Annotated in this window: 18 protein-coding genes; 8 read left to right on the top strand and 10 right to left on the bottom strand. The window is 67.2% G+C overall.

Features of this window, described 5'->3' with window-relative positions; all coding sequences use genetic code 11:
* Positions 1-39 precede the first annotated feature (39 nt).
* Genes A37E_RS0123760 through A37E_RS0123735 form a run of 6 tightly spaced genes read right to left on the bottom strand, consistent with a single transcriptional unit; the run spans position 40 to position 5873 of the window.
* The gene (locus A37E_RS0123760) at positions 40-1149 is read right to left on the bottom strand and encodes a Zn-dependent alcohol dehydrogenase (protein WP_029558901.1); all 1110 of its coding nucleotides are present in this window, start codon (positions 1147-1149) and stop codon (positions 40-42) included.
* A gap of 3 nt (positions 1150-1152) precedes the next feature.
* Positions 1153-1875, bottom strand: a complete 723-nt coding sequence (locus A37E_RS0123755) for an ATP-binding cassette domain-containing protein (protein ID WP_029558900.1) — start codon at positions 1873-1875, stop codon at positions 1153-1155.
* Positions 1869-2690: an ABC transporter ATP-binding protein gene (locus tag A37E_RS0123750; RefSeq protein WP_051679298.1), complete on the bottom strand. Its 822-nt coding sequence runs from the start codon at positions 2688-2690 to the stop codon at positions 1869-1871. The genes A37E_RS0123755 and A37E_RS0123750 overlap by 7 nt, the downstream gene beginning before the upstream one ends.
* Before the next feature lie 3 nt (positions 2691-2693).
* The gene (locus tag A37E_RS0123745) at positions 2694-3710 is read right to left on the bottom strand and encodes a branched-chain amino acid ABC transporter permease (protein ID WP_051679297.1); all 1017 of its coding nucleotides are present in this window, start codon (positions 3708-3710) and stop codon (positions 2694-2696) included.
* Complete coding sequence (locus tag A37E_RS0123740) at positions 3707-4588, bottom strand: branched-chain amino acid ABC transporter permease (RefSeq protein WP_024278522.1); 882 nt, start codon at positions 4586-4588, stop codon at positions 3707-3709. Before A37E_RS0123740 ends, A37E_RS0123745 begins: the two co-directional genes overlap by 4 nt.
* Before the next feature lie 10 nt (positions 4589-4598).
* Positions 4599-5873, bottom strand: coding sequence for an ABC transporter substrate-binding protein (locus A37E_RS0123735; RefSeq protein WP_029558897.1), 1275 nt, complete (start codon positions 5871-5873; stop codon positions 4599-4601).
* Between the two features lie 420 nt (positions 5874-6293).
* Here A37E_RS0123735 and A37E_RS0123730 point away from each other — a divergent pair, with 420 nt between their 5' ends.
* The 4 genes from A37E_RS0123730 to A37E_RS0123715 are packed head-to-tail and all read left to right on the top strand — an operon-like array spanning position 6294 to position 8124.
* Entirely contained in the window at positions 6294-7091 is a 798-nt protein-coding gene (locus A37E_RS0123730; protein WP_029558896.1) for a sterol desaturase family protein, read from the top strand.
* A 4-nt stretch (positions 7092-7095) separates the two neighbouring features.
* On the top strand, positions 7096-7488 hold the full coding sequence (locus tag A37E_RS0123725) for a hypothetical protein (protein WP_029558895.1): 393 nt from the start codon (positions 7096-7098) through the stop codon (positions 7486-7488).
* A 43-nt stretch (positions 7489-7531) separates the two neighbouring features.
* Positions 7532-7717 (top strand): hypothetical protein, encoded by a 186-nt coding sequence (locus tag A37E_RS0123720; RefSeq protein WP_024278526.1) that lies wholly within the window; start codon positions 7532-7534, stop codon positions 7715-7717.
* Positions 7718-7749: 32 nt separating this feature from the next.
* Complete coding sequence (locus tag A37E_RS0123715; protein WP_029558893.1) at positions 7750-8124, top strand: antibiotic biosynthesis monooxygenase; 375 nt, start codon at positions 7750-7752, stop codon at positions 8122-8124.
* Between the two features lie 3 nt (positions 8125-8127).
* Here the strand turns inward: A37E_RS0123715 and A37E_RS0123710 are convergent, their stop codons facing one another.
* Genes A37E_RS0123710 through A37E_RS0123695 form a run of 4 tightly spaced genes read right to left on the bottom strand, consistent with a single transcriptional unit; the run spans position 8128 to position 12468 of the window.
* Complete coding sequence (locus tag A37E_RS0123710) at positions 8128-9288, bottom strand: CaiB/BaiF CoA-transferase family protein (RefSeq protein WP_029558892.1); 1161 nt, start codon at positions 9286-9288, stop codon at positions 8128-8130.
* Positions 9288-10415, bottom strand: a complete 1128-nt coding sequence (locus A37E_RS0123705) for an acyl-CoA dehydrogenase family protein (protein ID WP_029558891.1) — start codon at positions 10413-10415, stop codon at positions 9288-9290. Before A37E_RS0123705 ends, A37E_RS0123710 begins: the two co-directional genes overlap by 1 nt.
* A 49-nt stretch (positions 10416-10464) precedes the next feature.
* Positions 10465-11655 carry an acetyl-CoA C-acyltransferase gene (locus A37E_RS0123700; RefSeq protein ID WP_029558890.1) on the bottom strand — a complete coding sequence of 397 codons (1191 nt, stop codon included), beginning with the start codon at positions 11653-11655 and terminating at the stop codon, positions 10465-10467.
* 45 nt (positions 11656-11700) lie between these two features.
* A complete protein-coding gene (locus A37E_RS0123695) occupies positions 11701-12468 on the bottom strand; it encodes a 3-hydroxyacyl-CoA dehydrogenase (RefSeq protein WP_029558889.1) in 768 nt (255 codons plus the stop codon).
* A 130-nt stretch (positions 12469-12598) separates the two neighbouring features.
* On the opposite strand from A37E_RS0123695, the gene A37E_RS0123690 reads away from it, so the two are divergent.
* The 4 genes from A37E_RS0123690 to A37E_RS0123675 all read left to right on the top strand — a co-directional run bounded on the left by A37E_RS0123690 (position 12599) and on the right by A37E_RS0123675 (position 17113).
* Complete coding sequence (locus A37E_RS0123690) at positions 12599-13585, top strand: AraC family transcriptional regulator (RefSeq protein ID WP_029558888.1); 987 nt, start codon at positions 12599-12601, stop codon at positions 13583-13585.
* A 114-nt stretch (positions 13586-13699) separates the two neighbouring features.
* Complete coding sequence (locus A37E_RS0123685) at positions 13700-14401, top strand: phosphatidylserine decarboxylase (RefSeq protein ID WP_029558887.1); 702 nt, start codon at positions 13700-13702, stop codon at positions 14399-14401.
* Positions 14401-15249: a CDP-diacylglycerol--serine O-phosphatidyltransferase gene (pssA, locus tag A37E_RS0123680; protein WP_029558886.1), complete on the top strand. Its 849-nt coding sequence runs from the start codon at positions 14401-14403 to the stop codon at positions 15247-15249. The genes A37E_RS0123685 and pssA overlap by 1 nt, the downstream gene beginning before the upstream one ends.
* 241 nt (positions 15250-15490) lie before the next feature.
* Complete coding sequence (locus tag A37E_RS0123675; protein WP_029558885.1) at positions 15491-17113, top strand: ABC transporter substrate-binding protein; 1623 nt, start codon at positions 15491-15493, stop codon at positions 17111-17113.
* Positions 17114-17258: the final 145 nt, after the last annotated feature.

The raw sequence follows: 17258 nt of genomic DNA, 5'->3' as shown, positions 1-17258 counted from the left end.
CTCCCTTCTCCCGCAAAGGGGAGAGGGAGCCTCGAGCCCTCAGAAGATCACGACGCTGCGAATGGTCTCGCCGGCCTTCAGGGCGGCGAAGCCGTCGTTGATTTCCTCCAGCGCGATCCGTCGGGAGATGAGGCCCTTGAGGTCCAGCCGTCCGGCAAGCGCGGCTCGAGCGAGGAAGGGGAAGTCGCGGGCAGGGCGGGCGCCGCCATAGGAGACGCGGCGGATGCGCTTTTCCGCCATCAGCGAGCCCCAGCGGAAGGACACGTCCTTCGTCACGTCGATCTTGCCGAGCCAGATCACCTCGCCGCCCGGCCGCACCGCCTCCACCGTCGCGCGGAAGGCAATCGGGCTGCCGGCCGATTCCAGCACCACGTCGGCCCCCCGGCCATGGGTGAGCGCGCGGGCCGCCTCCACCACGTCGCCCGTGCGGGCGTTCACCGTGTGGGTGGCCCCCATGGCGCGGGCGAGAGCGAGCTTGGCATCATCGAGATCGGCGGCAAGGATGGTCTCTGCGCCTGCCAGCCTCGCCCCCTGCACCGCGGCGAGGCCCACGGCGCCGCAGCCGATGACGAGGGCCGTATCGCCAGGCCCGATGTGCGCCACGTTCAGCGCGGCGCCGACGCCGGTCATGATCCCGCAGCCGATGAGGCAGGCTTCCTCGAACGGAAGTTCTTTGGGCACGGGCACGGCCTGCTGGTCCGTGACGATGCAGTATTCGCCGAAGGCGCCGAGGAACATGAGGTTCCCCAGCTCCCGCCCGTCCGCGAGCCGCGCCTTGGCGGTGCCGTCGAAGGCACGGGCCTTCGGACCTTCCGCGAGATAGCCCTCGCACAGGATGGGTAGCGCGCGGTCGCAATAGAAGCAGTGGCCGCAATGGGGGTTCCAGGAGAGCACCACATGGTCGCCCTTGCGGACGCCCTTGGCCTCCCGCCCCACGTCTTCGACGACGCCCGCCGCCTCGTGGCCGAGCACGATGGGCATGGGATAGACGAGCCCGCCCTCGATCACCTCGAGATCGGTATGGCACAGCCCGGCCGCCTTGATGCGGACCAGCACGTCGGAGGGGCCGAGCGGGGCCGCCTCCACCGTCTCGATGGCGAGCGGCGTCTGCGGCGCGTGGAGCACCGCGGCACGATAGGTGAGGGGCATGGGTCAGGCGTGCTCCAGCTCCACCTCGCCGGCGATGACGCGCATGACCGCCTTGTCGCGGTACGCCTCCGCCAGCGTGCCGGAGAAGATCATCTCGCCGCGCTCCAGCACGTAGAGGCGATCCACATAATCCGGCAGGTGGTGCACATTGGATTCCGCCATCAGCACGGCCTGTCCCATGGCGCGGATGGAGGCGATGCCCTCCGAGATCACCGGGATGATGGCCGGCGACAGCCCCTCGAACGGCTCGTCGAGCAGGAGAAGGCTCGGGTCGAGGGCGAGGGCCCGCGCCACCGACACCATCTTGCGCTCGCCGCCGGAGAGCTGCGCTCCGCCCCGATGCAGATACTGCCGGAGCTTGGGGAAGACATTCAGGGAGCGCTCGACGCGGTCCTTCTCCGACATCTTCGAGCGGCGCGTCCAGGTCGGCAGCTCCAGATTCTCGGCGACCGTGAGGTCGGCATAGACCTCCGATTCCTCCGGCGAGAAGCCCACGCCCATCTGCGCGATCTCATGCGGGGCGCGGCCGATCAGCTCCTTGCCGGCGAAGCGGATGGAGCCTGCGACGGGCTTGCGATAGCCCATGATGGAGCGGAACGTGGTGGTCTTGCCCGCGCCGTTGCGGCCGATGAGGCAGACGAGTTCGCCCGGCTCCACGGCGAGGTCGATACCGGACAGGATGCGGCTGCCGGCGATATCCACCTTGAGGCCCGAAATGCTCAGCATGGGCGGCTCTCCTGAACGGCGGCTTTCGGGGCCATTTCTCTGGGGGGCACCTTGGGCGGGCGCGTACCCACCACGGCGGCGATGAGGGCGGGATCCTTGAAGAAGGTTTCCGGCTTCTCATCGGCGAGAACGGTACCCGCCTGGAGCGCGACGATGCGGTCCGAGTAGCGGGCCACGAGGTCCATGTCGTGCTCCACCTGGATGATGCCGCGCACGCCGGCCTTGCGGGACGCCGCGACCAGCAGCTCCATGATGGCGTGCTTGTCGCCGGTGGAAACGCCGGAGGTGGGTTCGTCGATGAGGATCAGTTCCGGCTTGAGCGCGAAGGCGCTCGCCACGTCCAGCAGCTTCTTCTCGCCCTGGGAGAGGGCGCTCGCCTGCTGGTCCAGCCGGTGGCGCAGGTTGAAGATGTCGGCCACCTCCTCCACGGCATCGCGGATCTCGCGATCAGCGCCGAGGCTGCGGAAGGGATTGCCGATGCGCCTGAGGCGTGACGAAGCGGCGACACCCAGCGTCTCCCGCACCGTAAGCTCGGGGAAGATGTTCACCAGCTGGAATCCCCGCGCCATGCCACGGCGGGAGAGTTCCACCGGGCCGATGCCGGCGATGTCCTGCCCGCGGAAATGGACGTTGCCAGACGTCGGCTTCAGCAGTCCCGTCAGCACGTTGACGAGGGTGGACTTGCCGGCGCCGTTGGGGCCGACGATGGAGATGAATTCACCATCGTCCACATGCACCGAGACATTCCGGAGCGCATGGAAATCGCCATAGCTCTTGGAGACCTGATGGGCGGAGAGAAGGGCGCGTGAGGCCATGGGTCAGCTCCCGCGCTTGAGGCGGGCGAAGGCGTCGCCGAACAGGCCGGCGATCCCCCGCGGGAAGAAGATGACGATGAGCACCAGCACCGCGCCCATCACGAACCGCCAGTACTGGGTGGCGGACATCACCGTGTCCTGCAGCAGCACGAAGGCGAGGCCGCCCACGACGGGGCCGGCGAAGGCGCCGGAGCCGCCCAGCACTGCCATGAAGACGAGGTTGCCGGATTGCGTCCAGTAGACGATCTCAGGGTCCGCAAGGCCGATGGTGACGGCCAGGATCACCCCGCCGATGGCGCCGTAGACGCCGGAGATGACGTAGGCCGCCAGCCGCATCCGCGAGACGGTGACGCCGAGATAGGCCGCCTTCTGCGCGTTCTCCCGAATGGCCGTGAGGTGCAGCCCGAAGGGCGAACGCACGATCCGCCACATGGCGCAGCCGAGCAGCGTGAGGAGGCCGAGAGCGTAGTAGTAGAACGGCCCGGTGATGAAGGCCGTCTTGCCGCCCTCGAACGCCATGCCGAACAGCAGCGGGCGCATCACCCGCATGCCCTGGTCGCCGCCGGTGAGGCCGTAGAACTTGAACAGGATGGAGTGGAACAGCATGCCGAAGGCCAGCGTCAGCATGCCGAAGAAGATGCGCGTGTAGCGCACGCACAGGAAGCCCACCGGCACCGCGATGACCACGGCAGCCGCCACCGCGACGAGCAGGATCAACTCCAGCGACTGGACGCCGAGCTTCGAGGTCATCACCGCCGCCGCATAGGCGCCGATGCCGAGGAACATGGCGTGGCCGAAGGAGAGCAGGCCCGTGTAGCCGAACAGCAGGTTGAACCCGAGAAGAGCGATGGCGAAGCCGAAGAACGGCACCATCAGGGTGAGCATGTAGGTGGAGGCGACGAGCGGCAGCCCTGCCATGGCGGCGATGATGACCAGGAAGGAGATGAGGCCCGAAGGTCGCCAGAGGCTGGGGGACACGGCCGGCGCCACCGTGGCCGGGGCGGAGGTCGGGGTGCTCATGCCATTGCCTTTCCGAAAAGCCCGGCCGGCCGCAGGATGAGCACGGCGATGACGACCAGATAGATGGAGAGAATTTCGGCCTCGGGCAGCACCATGATGGCCGCAGCCCGGATCAGGCCGACGATGAGCGCACCGGCGAGCGCGCCGCGCATGGAGCCCAGCCCGCCGATGACCACCACGGCGAACGCTTCCACCACCAGCTCCACGGCCATTTCAAGCGAGGAGGCCGAGGCCGGCACCACCAGCGCGCCGCCCACCGTGCCGAGCATGCAGCCGACCGTGAACACGGCCGCGAACACGCGGGAGGAATTGACACCGAGACCCTCGCTCATGTCCCGGTTTTCCGCCGTGGCGCGGATGATGCGCCCGGTGCGGGTCTTCTGCAGGAAGGCGCCGAGCGCCACCGCGATGGCGATGGAGGCGGCGATCACGAGGAGATTGTAGGTGGGCACCCGAAGGCCCATGAACTCGGCCGTGCCGTAGGCGAGATAGGCGTTGTCCAGCGTCCGGGGCGTGGCGCCCCAGAAGAAGCGGAACACGTCCTGGAACATCAGCAGCAGGCCGAAGGTGAGGAGCAATTGATAGCTCTCGTCCCGCCGGTAGACCGTGCGCAGGATGCGTTCCACCGGCAGGCCGACGAGGCCGATCGCCAGCCCCGCGAGGATGAGCACCGGCAGCACCGTCCAGGCTGGAAAACCGGCGGCCGAGGCGAGGCCGACGGCCGTGATGCCGAAATAGGCGCCCAGTGCGTAGAACGAGCCGCAAGCGAGGTTGATGACCTTCTGCACGCCGAACACCAGCTGGAGCCCGGCGGCCACGAGGAAGAGAATGGCGGCGTGAAACACGCCGCCGAGGAGGACGTCGAGGAAGACGGTCACGCGGCGCTCCTCACACGGGAAGCTTGGAGGTCTTGAGCCATTCCCAGAAGTCCACGCCCGGCGGCTTCTGGAGCTGATCGGCGGTGAAGCTGTCCACCGTCTTCAGCGTCGGGAAATCGTAGGAGTTCTGGTTGGTGGAAAGGCCCTGGTAGAAGGTCTGCTCCGCGATCTTGTCGGCGCGGAACTGCCCCGGCCCCCCCAGGCTCTCGATCTTCTGCTTGGGGATGGATTCGATGATCTCCGTGAGCTTCGGCCAGCGCCCCGTGGCCTTGGCCGCGGCTTCGACGCCCGCCTTGTATGCGGCCAGGGCGAAATAGGCGCGGTCGGCCTCCCAGCTCGGAGCCTCCTTGTACCGGCCCATGTAGTCTTCCACGAACGCCTTCTGGAGCGGGGAGGCATTGGGCAGCGCGAAGTAGAGCGTGTTGTGCCCGAACACGATGTTCTCGGGCATGAACTCCTTCTTCAGCTGGTTGATCTGCCAGCCGGCGGCGGGCAAAGCGAGGTTCACGCCCTCGAACAGGCCGGCGGCGGAGCCCTGCTTCATGAAGACGGGCAGGTCGGCGAACAGCATCGACGAGAAGATGAAGTCGGGTTTGGCCGCCTTCAGCGCTGCGACGTGGGACGTGAGGTCCATGGTGCCGACCTTCGGCCACTGCTCGGCCACCACCTCCACTTCCACGCCGGCGCGCTTGAGGATCTGCTGGAAAGCCTCCCAGTTGTTGCGGCCGTAGGAATAGTCCGGGTTGATGCCGGCAATGCGCTTGATCTTGCCCTTGAAGTATTTGATCGAGAGCAGGGAGGCCATTACGGCCTCGCATTCATTGTCGGTGGAGCGGAAGACGTACTGCGACTTGGGCATCGCCTCCTTCACGCCGTCCTGCGTGGTGCCGTCCCACATGATGAGGAGCGCCTGCTCCTCCTCCGCCACGGGCGCGACGCCCAGCGACACGCCGGTGGAGATGAGGCCCTGGACGCAATCCACCTTCTCCTGCAGCACTAGGCGGCGGAAGCGCTCGATCGTGTCCTTGGGAGAAGTTTCCTCTTCGATGACGAGCTCGATGGGGCGCCCGGCGATGCCGCCGTCCTTGTTCATGCGCTCCGTCGCCCACTGCACCGCGCGGATGCCGCATTCGCCCACCGTGCCCATGGCCCCGGAGCGCGGCGCGAGAATGCCGATGCGAACCGGCTTCGACTGGGCGATGGCGGGGGAAAAGATCCCCGGAGCGGCGGCAGCGAGACCGGCAGCACCGATCCCCCGCATCAAAGTGCGGCGAGAAATGTTCATTGGCGTCCTCCCCTAGGCGGGTCTCGTGCCCGCCTTCGTGAACTGACATATCATAGATATGCCAAAAGAATGTCTGCAAGAAGCTTTTTTGATCTGGATCATTTTTAAGGAAGAATGGTTGGAAAAATTGAATTGAATCAAACATTTAAATTGTTGAACTTTCGTCGCATTCGCGGAGCGGCAGGCCTTTGGCGGGGCCGGATCGGCGCCTTGCATATGATGTGTGGCTGACATATTAGTGGTGCATCCGCTGTCGCGGAGCATCCTTCCCCCGTCCGGGCGCGAGGGAGCTGGGGCGGGCGACGGCTCCCGGCACCGGCGCGTTCAGCAGCCGGGGTCTTCAGGAGCCGGCGCCTCCAGACGCGGCGCCGAGAGAATCAAGACAATGGCGCGCACCAACAGCGCGCAAGGGAGAGAGCGATGGAACTCACCTCGAGCCCCATGACGGATCGGCAGCGCAAATACCGCGCGACCTACCGCGAGCGTGTCACCGGCTGGTATAACGGATGGCTGCACATCGCCATCATCTACACGATCGGCTTCACCGCCCTCTACATCTATGTCTCGAACATGCACGCGATCCGCTGGTGGGAGTTTTTGACCATTCCCGTCGTGTTCCTGTTCTGCAATTTCTTCGAGTGGTGGCTGCACCGCTACGTGATGCACCGGCCGTCGAGCTTTCCGCTGTTCCGCGCGGTCTATAACCGCCACACGCTGATGCACCACCAGTTCTTCACCGAAGAAGAGATGCGCTTCGCCGGGCATCACGACTGGCGCGTCACCTTCTTCCCGCCCTACGCGCTGGTGACGTTCACGCTCATGTCCATTCCCGGCGCCATCGTGTTCGGGTGGCTGATCTCGCCGAACGTGGGCTGGCTGTTCATCGCCACCACCACCTCGGTCTACCTGCTCTACGAGTTCATGCACTTCACCACGCACATCGACGAAAACTGGTTCGTGCGGAACGTGCCCTTCATCAACACCAACCGCCGCCACCACGCCGCGCACCACAACCAGTCGCTCATGATGGAGCGCAACATGAACCTCACCTTCCCCATCATGGACTGGGCGTTCGGCACCTCGGATCTCAACCGCGGGCTCATCGGCCATCTCTTCAACGGCTATGACACCCGCCATCTGAAGACCGACATGCGCCGCACCGCGCGTACGCCGAAAGGCAAGGCAAGCCCGTCCGGCCACGTCGCTCCGGCGGAGTGAGGCGATGGCGTCGATCGAACCCAATATCGCCGGGCTCGCGATTTTCGCGGGCCTGTGGACCGCGGCCTGCATGGGTTTTCTGGTGCTCTCCGGCATGTTCCCGGCGAGCACCCGGCCGGCGGGGGCGCGACAGGCGGGGGGGCGCGCCCTCGTCCTGGTGAACTGCCTGCTGTGGCTCGCGCTGGCGGCTGCGGCGCTGGTCTATGGCTACGCCAACCTGCGCCTCACCAGCCTGATCGTCGTCGGCGGCCTCGTCCTGCTGTTCGCCCCGGCACCGTTCGATCTGCTGCCGACATCGTTCCGCGACGGCCGGCGGGGCCTTGCCGCCCTGGTCGCTCTCCAGGGCGCGGCGCTCGCCGTCTGGGCCGCGCTTCCCGGCGGCGGCGCACTCATCTGAAGGTCAGCGCCGGCGCAGTCCGGCCAGCAAGAGGGGACATCCCATGCCCACCCACATCAAGCTCATCCTCTCCCTCATCGTCCTCGCCGTGGCTGCGGCCGGCTATGCCTTCCAGGCAGCGCTGGGGCAGGAGGGACCCAAATATGCGGTCGCCTTCCTCGGCATCTTCATGGTCGTCGCCATGTGGGTGTTCCCCGAGGTGCAGCGCCGGCCGGGCGACAAGGTCTAGTCCGACAAGAAACAAGAAGGGGAAGAGGGGGCATGATCGCCATCATTTTCGAGGTGTGGCCGGCCGAGGGCCAGCGCGACACCTATCTCGATCTTGCCGCGCGCCTGCGCGTGGAACTGGAGAAGATGGACGGCTTCATCTCGGTAGAGCGGTTCGAGAGCCTTACCAATCCGGGCAAGATGCTCTCGCTCTCCATGTGGCGCGATGAGGAGGCGGTGAAGGCCTGGCGCAACCTCACCTCCCATCGCAAGACGCAGGCGGCGGGGCGGGCAGGGGTGTTCCGCGACTATCGCCTGCGCGTCGCTGCCGTGGTGCGCGACTATGGCATGTTCGAGCGCGACGAGGCGCCGGACGACAGCCGCGCTATGCACAAGCCGAAGGCCGCCGCGGCCGATCCCGCCTTCTGAGGCTCAGCGCAGCTCCGGCGGCCAGTCGAGGCCGGAGCGACCGGCCGGATCGGATGCCACCGCTGCGGCGGCGATCTCATCGTCGCTGAGGCCGGCCTCCCGCAGCACCTGCGCCGTGCAATCGCTGAGATCGAGCGGGTGGGCCTGCGCTGGAGTGCGCGAGAGGCGCGGGACGGCGGGCACGCGGTTCGGCCCGCTGTCCGGATGCCGGGCTGCGATGTGGGGATCACTCCACACCTCGTCCGGCGCCAGCACAGGCGCGACGCAGGCGTCCGTGCCGGTAAACAGGGCGGTCCAGTGATCGCGCGATTGTCCCGCGAAGGTCGCTTCCAGCGTCCGTTCGATTTCTGGCCACAGGTCGCGTCGCATGTGGTCCGGCGGTTCGCCGAGATCGAGACGCCGCCACAGTGTTTCAAAGAAGCCCCGCTCCAGCGCACCCACCGCGATGAAGCCGCCATCCGCGCAGCGATAGGAGCGATAGAACGGCGCGCCGCCACCCAGCAGTCCGTCGCCCCGTGCCGGCCAATGGGGTGTCTTCCAGAGCGGCCAGTGCATGGCCATCAGTGACAGCGCGCCGTCCACCATGGCGGCGTCGATCTTCTGGCCCTGTCCGGTTGTCTTGGCTTCGATCACCGCAGCGAGGATGCCCAGCGCGGCGATCAGGCTGCCGCCGGCGAAATCCGCGACGAGATTGAGCGGCGCCTCGGGCGGCCCATCCTTCGGTCCCATGGACCCGAGCACGCCGGCGAGCGCGAGATAGGTGATGTCGTGGCCCGCCTCCAGCGCGCGGGGGCCGTCCTGCCCAAAGCCGGTGAGCGAGCAGTAGACGAGCCGCGGGTTGAGCGCCGCCAGCGTCTCGTATCCCGCGCCGATCCGGTCGGCGACGCCGGGGCGGAAACCCTCGACCAGCACGTCGGCGGTCTTCACCAGCGCATGGAGCGCGGCACGGCCGGCGGGGGCTTTCAGGTCGAGGGAGATATGCCGCTTGCCGCGCGAGAATTCCGGGATGGCGACGCCGGCCCGTCCGCCGCCCACGACGATCACCTCCGCCCCGAAATCCGCCAGCAGCATGGTGCAATAGGGGCCGGGGGCAAGCCGCGAGAGATCGACGACACGGATGCCGGCGAGGGGACCGCGCGGGGCGGGGGAGGAGGCCTCCACCATCACAGCCCCCGCGCGATGACGATGCGCTGAACGTCGCTGGTGCCCTCATAAATCTGGCACACGCGCACATCGCGATAGATGCGTTCCACCGGGATGTCCGCGAGATAGCCGTAGCCGCCGAAGGTCTGGATGGCGGCCGAACACACCTGCTCCGCCATCTCGGAGGCGAACAGCTTCGCCATGGACGCCTCGGTGAGGCAGGGCAGGCCGGCCTCGCGCAGGGCGGCGGCGTGCAGCACCATCTGGCGCGCCGCCTCGATGCGGGTCGCCATGTCGGCGAGGCGGAAGGCGACGGCCTGATGCTCCATGATGGGCTTGCCGAAGGTCACGCGCTCCTTCGCATAGGTCCGGGCCGCCTCGAACGCGGCGCGCGCCATGCCCACGCATTGCGAGGCGATGCCGATGCGCCCGCCTTCAAGATTGGACAGCGCGATCTTCAACCCCTCGCCCTCGGCCCCGAGCCGGAGGTCGGCGGGAAGGCGCATGTCGTTGAAGGCGAGCTGGCAGGTGTCGGAGGAATGCTGGCCGAGCTTTTCCTCCACCCGCACCACCTCGTAGCCGGGCGTGTCGGTGGGCACGATGAAGGCGGAGATGCCCTTCTTGCCTGCGTCCGGGTCGGTCACGGCGAAGACGATGATGACATCGCCGTTCTTGCCGGAGGTGATGAACTGCTTGGCGCCGGAGAGCACATAATGGTCGCCGTCCCGCCGGGCGCGCGTGCGCAGGGCGGCGGCGTCCGATCCCGCCTGCGGCTCGGTGAGGGCGAAGCCGCCGATCCATTCGCCGCTCGCCAGCTTGGGCAGGAAGCGCTCCTTCTGCGCCTGCGTGCCGAACTTCACGATGGGCATGCAGCCGACGGAGGAATGCACGCTGACGATGGTGGAGCAGGCGCCGTCCGCCGCCGCGATCTCTTCCAGCGCGAGGGCATAGGAGACGAGATCGGTGGCGGAACCGCCATGGTCCTCGGGCACCAGCATGCCGAGGAAGCCGAGGGAGCCCAGCTCCTTCAGTTCCGCGCCGGGGAAGCGGTGCTCCCTGTCCCGTGCCGCGGCTCCGGGCGCGAGGCGTTCGGAGGCGAAGGCGCGTACCGCGTCGCGGATGGCAACCTGAGTTTCGGTGAGGATCATGGCAGGTTCCTCCGGTTCTTGTTGTTAGGTTTCCTTGGCGGTCTCTGCCTCAGCTCAGACGCTCGATGGCGACCGCCGTCGCCTCGCCGCCGCCGATGCAGAGCGAGGCGATGCCACGCTTGAGCCCGTAGCGCTCCAGCGCCGCCAGCAGCGTCACCATCACCCGAGCGCCAGATGCCCCGATGGGGTGGCCGAGGGCGCAGGCGCCGCCGTGGACGTTCACCTTGTCCTCCGGCAGGCCGAGATCACGCATGGCGGCCATGGGCACCACGGCGAACGCCTCGTTGATCTCGAACAGGTCCACGTCCTTGAGATCCCAGCCGGTCTTCCCGGCGAGCTTCTGAACCGCGCCGATGGGAGCCGTGGTGAAAAGGTTCGGTGCCTGGGCGTGGGTGGAGTGGCCGACGATGGCGGCAAGCGGCGTGAGGCCGCGCTTCTCCGCTTCGGAGCGGCGCATGAGCACGAGAGCCGCCGCGCCGTCGGAGATGGAAGAGGAGTTCGCCGCCGTCACCGTGCCGCCGTCGCGGAAGGCGGGCTTCAGAGTCGGGATCTTGTCCAGCTTCGCCTTGGGCGGCTGCTCGTCTGATGTCACCACGCGCTCGGTCTTGCCGGCTTTCACGGTGACGGGGGTGATCTCCTTGTCGAAGGCGCCCCCGGCCATGGCCTTCTGCGCCTTGGTGAGGGAGGCGATGGCGAAGGCGTCCTGTGCCTCGCGGGTGAACTGGTAGGCCTCGGCGCATTCCTCGGCGAAGGTGCCCATGAGGCGGCCCTTGTCGTAGGCATCTTCAAGGCCGTCGAAGAACATGTGGTCGATGACCCTGCCGTGCCCCATGCGGTAGCCGCCACGGGCGCGGTCCAGCAGATAGGGGGCGTTGGTCATGCTCTCCATGCCACCCGCAACCGCGACGGAGGCCGAGCCGGCGGCGAGGAGGTCATGGGCGAACATGGCCGCCTTCATGCCGGAACCGCACATCTTGTTGACGGTGGTGGCGCCGGTGGAGAGCGGAAGGCCCGCGCCCAGCGCGGCCTGGCGGGCCGGAGCCTGGCCGAGGCCGGCCGGCAGCACGCAGCCGAACACCACTTCCTCCACCTGATCCGGCGCGAGGCCGGCGCGGGCGAGGGCGGCGCCGATGGCCGCGGAGCCGAGCGCGGGCGCAGCCACATCCTTGAGGTCGCCCTGGAAGCCGCCCATGGGCGTGCGGGCGGTGCCGACGATGACGATGGGGTCGGAAGCCGTCATGTTGCGTGTCTCCGGTCGCGGGAGGAAGTCGTCAGCGGTGAGGGCTCAGCGCGGCGCCATCCGCAGCGCGCCGTCGAGGCGGATGACCTCGCCGTTCAGCATGTTGTTCTCGCAGATGTGCTTGACGAGGGCGGCGTATTCGGACGGCCGTCCGAGGCGCGAGGGGAAGGGCACGCTCTTGCCCAGGCTGTCCTGCACGTCCTGCGGCAGGCCGGCCATCATCGGCGTCTCGAAGATGCCGGGGGCGATGGTGACGACGCGGATGCCGAACCGCGCCAGCTCTCGCGCTACCGGCAGGGTGAGCGCTGCAACACCGCCCTTGGAGGCGGCATAGGCGGCCTGGCCGATCTGCCCATCGAAGGCGGCGACGGAGGCGGTGTTGACGATGACGCCACGCTCGCCCTCGGCGTCCGGCGCCTCTTTCACCATGGCGTCGGCGGCGAGCCGCAGCATGTTGAAGGTGCCGATGAGGTTGACGGTGATGCCGCGCACGAAGCTTTCGAGCCGGTGCGGGCCATCGCGGCCGACCACCTTCTCGCCGGGGGCGACGCCGGCGCAATTCACGAGACCGTGAACGTGGCCGAAGCTGTCGAGGGCGAGCTGCACGGCGGCCTTGCCATCGGCCTCGTTGCTTACGTCTGCGCGCTGGAAGCGGGCGGCGTCGCCGAGTTCGGCGGCCATGGCGGCGCCGGCATCGGCGTTGATGTCGACGAGGACCACGCGGCCCCCATTGTCCACCACCATTCGCGACACCGCCGCGCCCAGGCCCGAGCCGCCGCCGGTGACGAGAAAGACGCGCCCTTCAATCTTCATGGTGCCCCTCCCAGGGAGACATGCCGCCGCTTTGGCGGCCGTTGCCTCTCGTCTAGCAGAAAAGCCGAGTGACATTCGATGACGCTAGCGATCTATTCAGGTGAGCGTTTTTGCCATTCGGGAGCGTGCCTTGGAACGGCGCATGATCTCCGGGACTTTCGTGGAAGATGCCCTGGGCTGCCTGACGGCGCGGGGTATCGACGCCGGCCCGGTGCTGGCGCGGGCGGGGCTCGCGCTGCCGGTGACGGAGGCTGTCTCGGCCGAGCAGTATGGGGCGCTGTGGACGGCTGCCGCCGAGGCGCTGGACGACGAGTTCTTCGGCCTCGCCGCCCGCCCCATGCGCTGCGGCAGCTTCACCCTGCTCTGCCATGCACTGATGGGCGCACAGACGCTGGAACAGGCGCTGCGGCGGGCGCTGCGCTTCCTGCGGGTGGTGCTGGATGACCCGAGCGGCGAGCTTGTCGTCGGCGACGGCCTCGCGTCCGTCGTACTCTCGGACAAGGGCGCCGCGCGCTCGGCCTTCGCCTACCGCACCTACTGGATCATCCTTCATGGCATCACCTGCTGGCTGGTCGGCCGGCGCATTCCGATCCGGCAGGTGGATTTCCGCTGCGGTCCGCCGGAGCATGGGGCGGACTATCGCCTGTTCTTCGGCGCGCCCGTGCGGTTTGACGCGCCGGAGAGCCGGCTCGCCTTCGATGCGGCCTTCCTGAAGCTGCCGGCCCACCGCAGCGAGCGGGCGCTGCGGGACTTCCTGCGCGGTGCGCCGGCCAACATCCTCGTGCGCTACCGGCACGACGAAGGGCTAGCCGCCCGTGTCCGCGCCCGGCTCCGGGAGCAGTCGGCCACGGTGTGGCCGTCGTTCGACGAACTCGCCCGACAGTTGCGCCTCCCGGCCTCCACCCTGCGGCGGCGGCTGGCGGAGGAGGGGGCCGCCTATCGCGACATCAAGGACGAACTGCGCCGGCTGCGGGCCGAGGATCTGCTGCGAGGCACCGACCGGCCCGTGGGCGAGATCGCGGCGGAGCTTGGCTTTTCCGAGCCAAGCGCCTTCCATCGCGCGTTCCGCAAGTGGACGGATCTGAGCCCGGGTGCCTTCCGCCGCGCCGGGGCCTGAGGGAGAGCGGCGTTCCGCCATTTGACGGCGGGGCGGCGGCTGACTACCTGTGCGCAGTCTATGCCCGTGCGGCGCCATCCGGGGCGTCCTGCCGGGCGACCGTGGAGACACCTGTTGTCGATCATTGCCAGCATCCGCAAGACCCTCGTCCCGATCCACCGGGAGGGCTATCCGTTCATCGCCATCGCGGTGGTGATCGCGCTCGTGCTGTTCATGTTCTCCACCTTCTTCGGCATGATCGGCTTCGGCCTCGCCATCTGGACGGCGCTGTTCTTCCGGGATCCCGAGCGGGTGACGCCGGTGCGCGAGGGCCTCGTCATCGCGCCAGCGGACGGGCGGGTGTCGCAGGTGGGGCTGGCGCGGCCGCCGCGGGAGCTGGACCTCTCCGACGATCCGCTGCTGCGCGTCTCCATCTTCATGAACGTGTTCAACGTCCACGTGAACCGCGCGCCGGTGACGGGACGCATTGAGCGCATCGCCTACAAGCCGGGCCTCTTCCTCAACGCCGACCTCGACAAGGCGAGCGAGGACAATGAGCGCAACGGCCTCATCATCTCCACGCCCTACTGCCGGGTGGGCTGCGTGCAGATCGCCGGCCTCGTGGCGCGCCGCATCGTGTCGTTCGTGCGCGAGGGCGAATCCATCGGTTCCGGCGAGCGCTTCGGCCTGATCCGCTTCGGCTCTCGCGTGGACGTCTATCTGCCCGTCGGCTCGCGCGTGCTGGTCAGCGAAGGGCAGTTGACGGTGGCGGGCGAGACGGTCCTGTGCGATCTCTCCCAGCCGCAGCAGCGCGAGACCGCCTATCGGGTGAGCTGATGGAAACCCCCTTTCCCCCGTTCGATCCTGAAGGCCGGCCCCGGCCGCGCCTCGGCGGCAGCATCGGCAAGGTGCCGATCCGCGTGCTCCTGCCCAATCTTGTGACGTTGCTCGCGCTGTGCTCCGGCCTCACCGCCGTGCGGCTCGCCATCGAGGAGCGGATCGAACTGGCGCTGGCGGCCATCGTGTTCGCGGCCATCCTCGACGGGGTGGACGGGCGGCTGGCGCGGGCGCTGAAGGGCACCTCGCGGTTCGGCGCGGAGCTGGACAGCCTCGCGGACTTCGTCAACTTCGGCTGCGTGCCGGCGCTGATGCTCTATTTCTGGGGCCTCAACGAAGCCGGTTCGTTCGGCTGGATCGCCGCGCTGGCCTATGCCATCTGCGCGGCCCTGCGCCTCGCCCGTTTCAACGTGATGCTGGACGATCCGAACAAGCCGCCCTTCGCCGGCGACTATTTCACCGGCATTCCGGCCCCGGCGGGCGCCATCACGGTGCTGCTGCCGATCTATCTGGAACTGATCGGCCTGCCGCACGGGCGGGTGAGCGCCATCATCGCCCTCGTCTATTGCCTCGCCATCGCTTTCCTCATGATCTCCACGGTTCCGGCCTGGTCCGGCAAGACGCTGGGGCGGCGGGTGCGGCGGGACATGGTGCTGCCGCTGTTCGTGGCGGTGGCGATCTATTTCGCGCTGCTGGCGAGCTATCCATGGGTGGTGCTTTCGGTCTGCACCATGCTGTATCTGGCTCTCCTGCCTGTCTCGACCCTGCGCTACAGGCGCCAGATGAAGGCCTGGAAGGCCGAGCGTGCCGCTGCGGCGCCGGTCCCCTCCGAAGTTTTGCCCTCCTGATCTCTACGCGATGGCGGCATGGCGCCTCGCTGGGCAAGCCTTGCCGAAGCGTTGCGCATTGAATTGCATACAATACGCACGAAGTTGATTAAATTATGGTCATAAACGTGGGGCGACCCTCAGCGTTGTAGGGCGTTGGTTTGACATAAATATCTAATAAATAATGACATTTAAAAAACTGTATGCAATTGGCACGCAGCTTGAATGGCATTTGGCGACCGCCACCACAGGGACGTCGCCGATGAACCGCCGCGAATTCATGAAGTCCGCCTCAGCCACTGCTGTTGCTACCGGCACGGGCGTTGCCGCCCCGGCGGTATTTTCCCCGGCGAAGGCGCAGGCCCGGAACGAAACGCTGCTGATCGTCTCCGAGAGCGGTCCCAACAATCTCGACATTCACGGTGTCGGCACCAACGTGCCTGGCTACGAGGCGAGCTGGAACACCTATGACCGGCTCATCACCCACGAGATGACCGAGAAGGACGGCGTGCGCTACTATGACCGCGACAAGCTCAAGGGTGAGCTTGCCGAGGACATGAACATCGGCGACATGTCCGTCACCTTCAAGCTGAAGAAGAACGCGACCTTCCAGGACGGCAGCCCCGTCACCGCCAAGGACGTGAAGTGGTCGCTGGATCGCGCCGTCTCCGTGGGCGGCTTCCCGACCTTCCAGATGAAGGCCGGCTCGCTGGAGAAGCCCGAGCAGTTCGTGGTGGTGGACGACCACACCGTGCGCGTGGACTTCCTGCGCAAGGATCGACTGACCATCCCCGACCTCGCCGTCATCGTGCCGTGCGTCATCAATTCCGAGCTGGTGAAGAAGAACGCTACCGAGAAGGACCCCTGGGGCCTCGAATACACCAAGCAGAACACGGCCGGCTCCGGCGCCTATCGCGTCACCAAGTGGACGCCCGGCACCGAGGTCATCTTCGAGCGCTTCGACGATTGGAAGGGTGGCCCGCTGCCCAAGATCAAGCGCGTGATCTGGCGCATGGTGCCCTCCGCCGGCAACCGCCGGGCGCTCCTGGAGCGCGGCGACGCGGACATCTCCTATGATCTGCCCAACAAGGATTTCGTTGAGCTGAAGCAGGCCGGCAAGCTCAACATCACGTCGGTGCCGTACTCCAACGGCGTGCAGTACATCGGCATGAACGTGAAGAACCCGCCCTTCGACAATCCGAAGGTGCGCGAGGCTGTCGCCTACGCCATTCCCTACGAGAAGATCATGGAGGCCGTGCTCTATGGTCTCGGCAAGCCCATGTTCGGCGCGCCAGCCGATGCCGTCACAAAGGTCGCCTGGCCGCAGCCCACCAAGTTCAAGACCGACCTCGCCAAGGCCAAGCAGCTGATGGCCGAGGCGGGCTATGCCGGCGGTATCGACACCACGCTCTCCTTCGACCTCGGCTTCGCCGGCGTCAACGAGCCCATCTGCGTGCTGCTGCAGGAAAATCTGGCGCAGATCGGCATCAAGACCACCATCAACAAGATCCCCGGCGCCAACTGGCGCACGGAGCTGAACAAGAAGGTTCTGCCGCTCTACACCAACGTGTTCTCGGGCTGGCTCGACTATCCGGAATACTTTTTCTTCTGGTGCTACCACGGCTCCAATTCGGTCTTCAACACCATGAGCTATCAGTCGGCGGCCATGGACACCTTCATCGACGGCGCCCGCGCAGCGGCGGCGAGCGGCGACAAAGCGGCTTACGATACGGACGTGAAGGGCATGGTGGACCTCGCCTTCGCCGACGTGCCACGCATTCCGCTCTACCAGCCGTTCGTCAACGTCGCGATGCAGAAGAACATCACCGGCTACGAATACTGGTTCCACCGCCGGCTCGACTATCGCGCCTTCCAGAAGGGCTGAGGCATCCCTCTTCCTCTTCAGGGAGGAAGCGGCGTGAGGGGTGGCGCCGGGGGCGGAAGCCGGCGCCTGGGTTCTCCCGGATGCCGGCATCGGTGCTGCCCCTCACACCACAAGCCGGCGCCCCGCCGGAGACGAGAAAAGCTGC

Origin of the sequence: Xanthobacter sp. 91 (assembly GCF_000702385.1) — a bacterium.
GTDB classification, from domain to species: Bacteria; Pseudomonadota; Alphaproteobacteria; order Rhizobiales; family Xanthobacteraceae; genus Xanthobacter; species Xanthobacter aminoxidans.
This window is presented reverse-complemented; position numbering and strand designations above follow the sequence as displayed.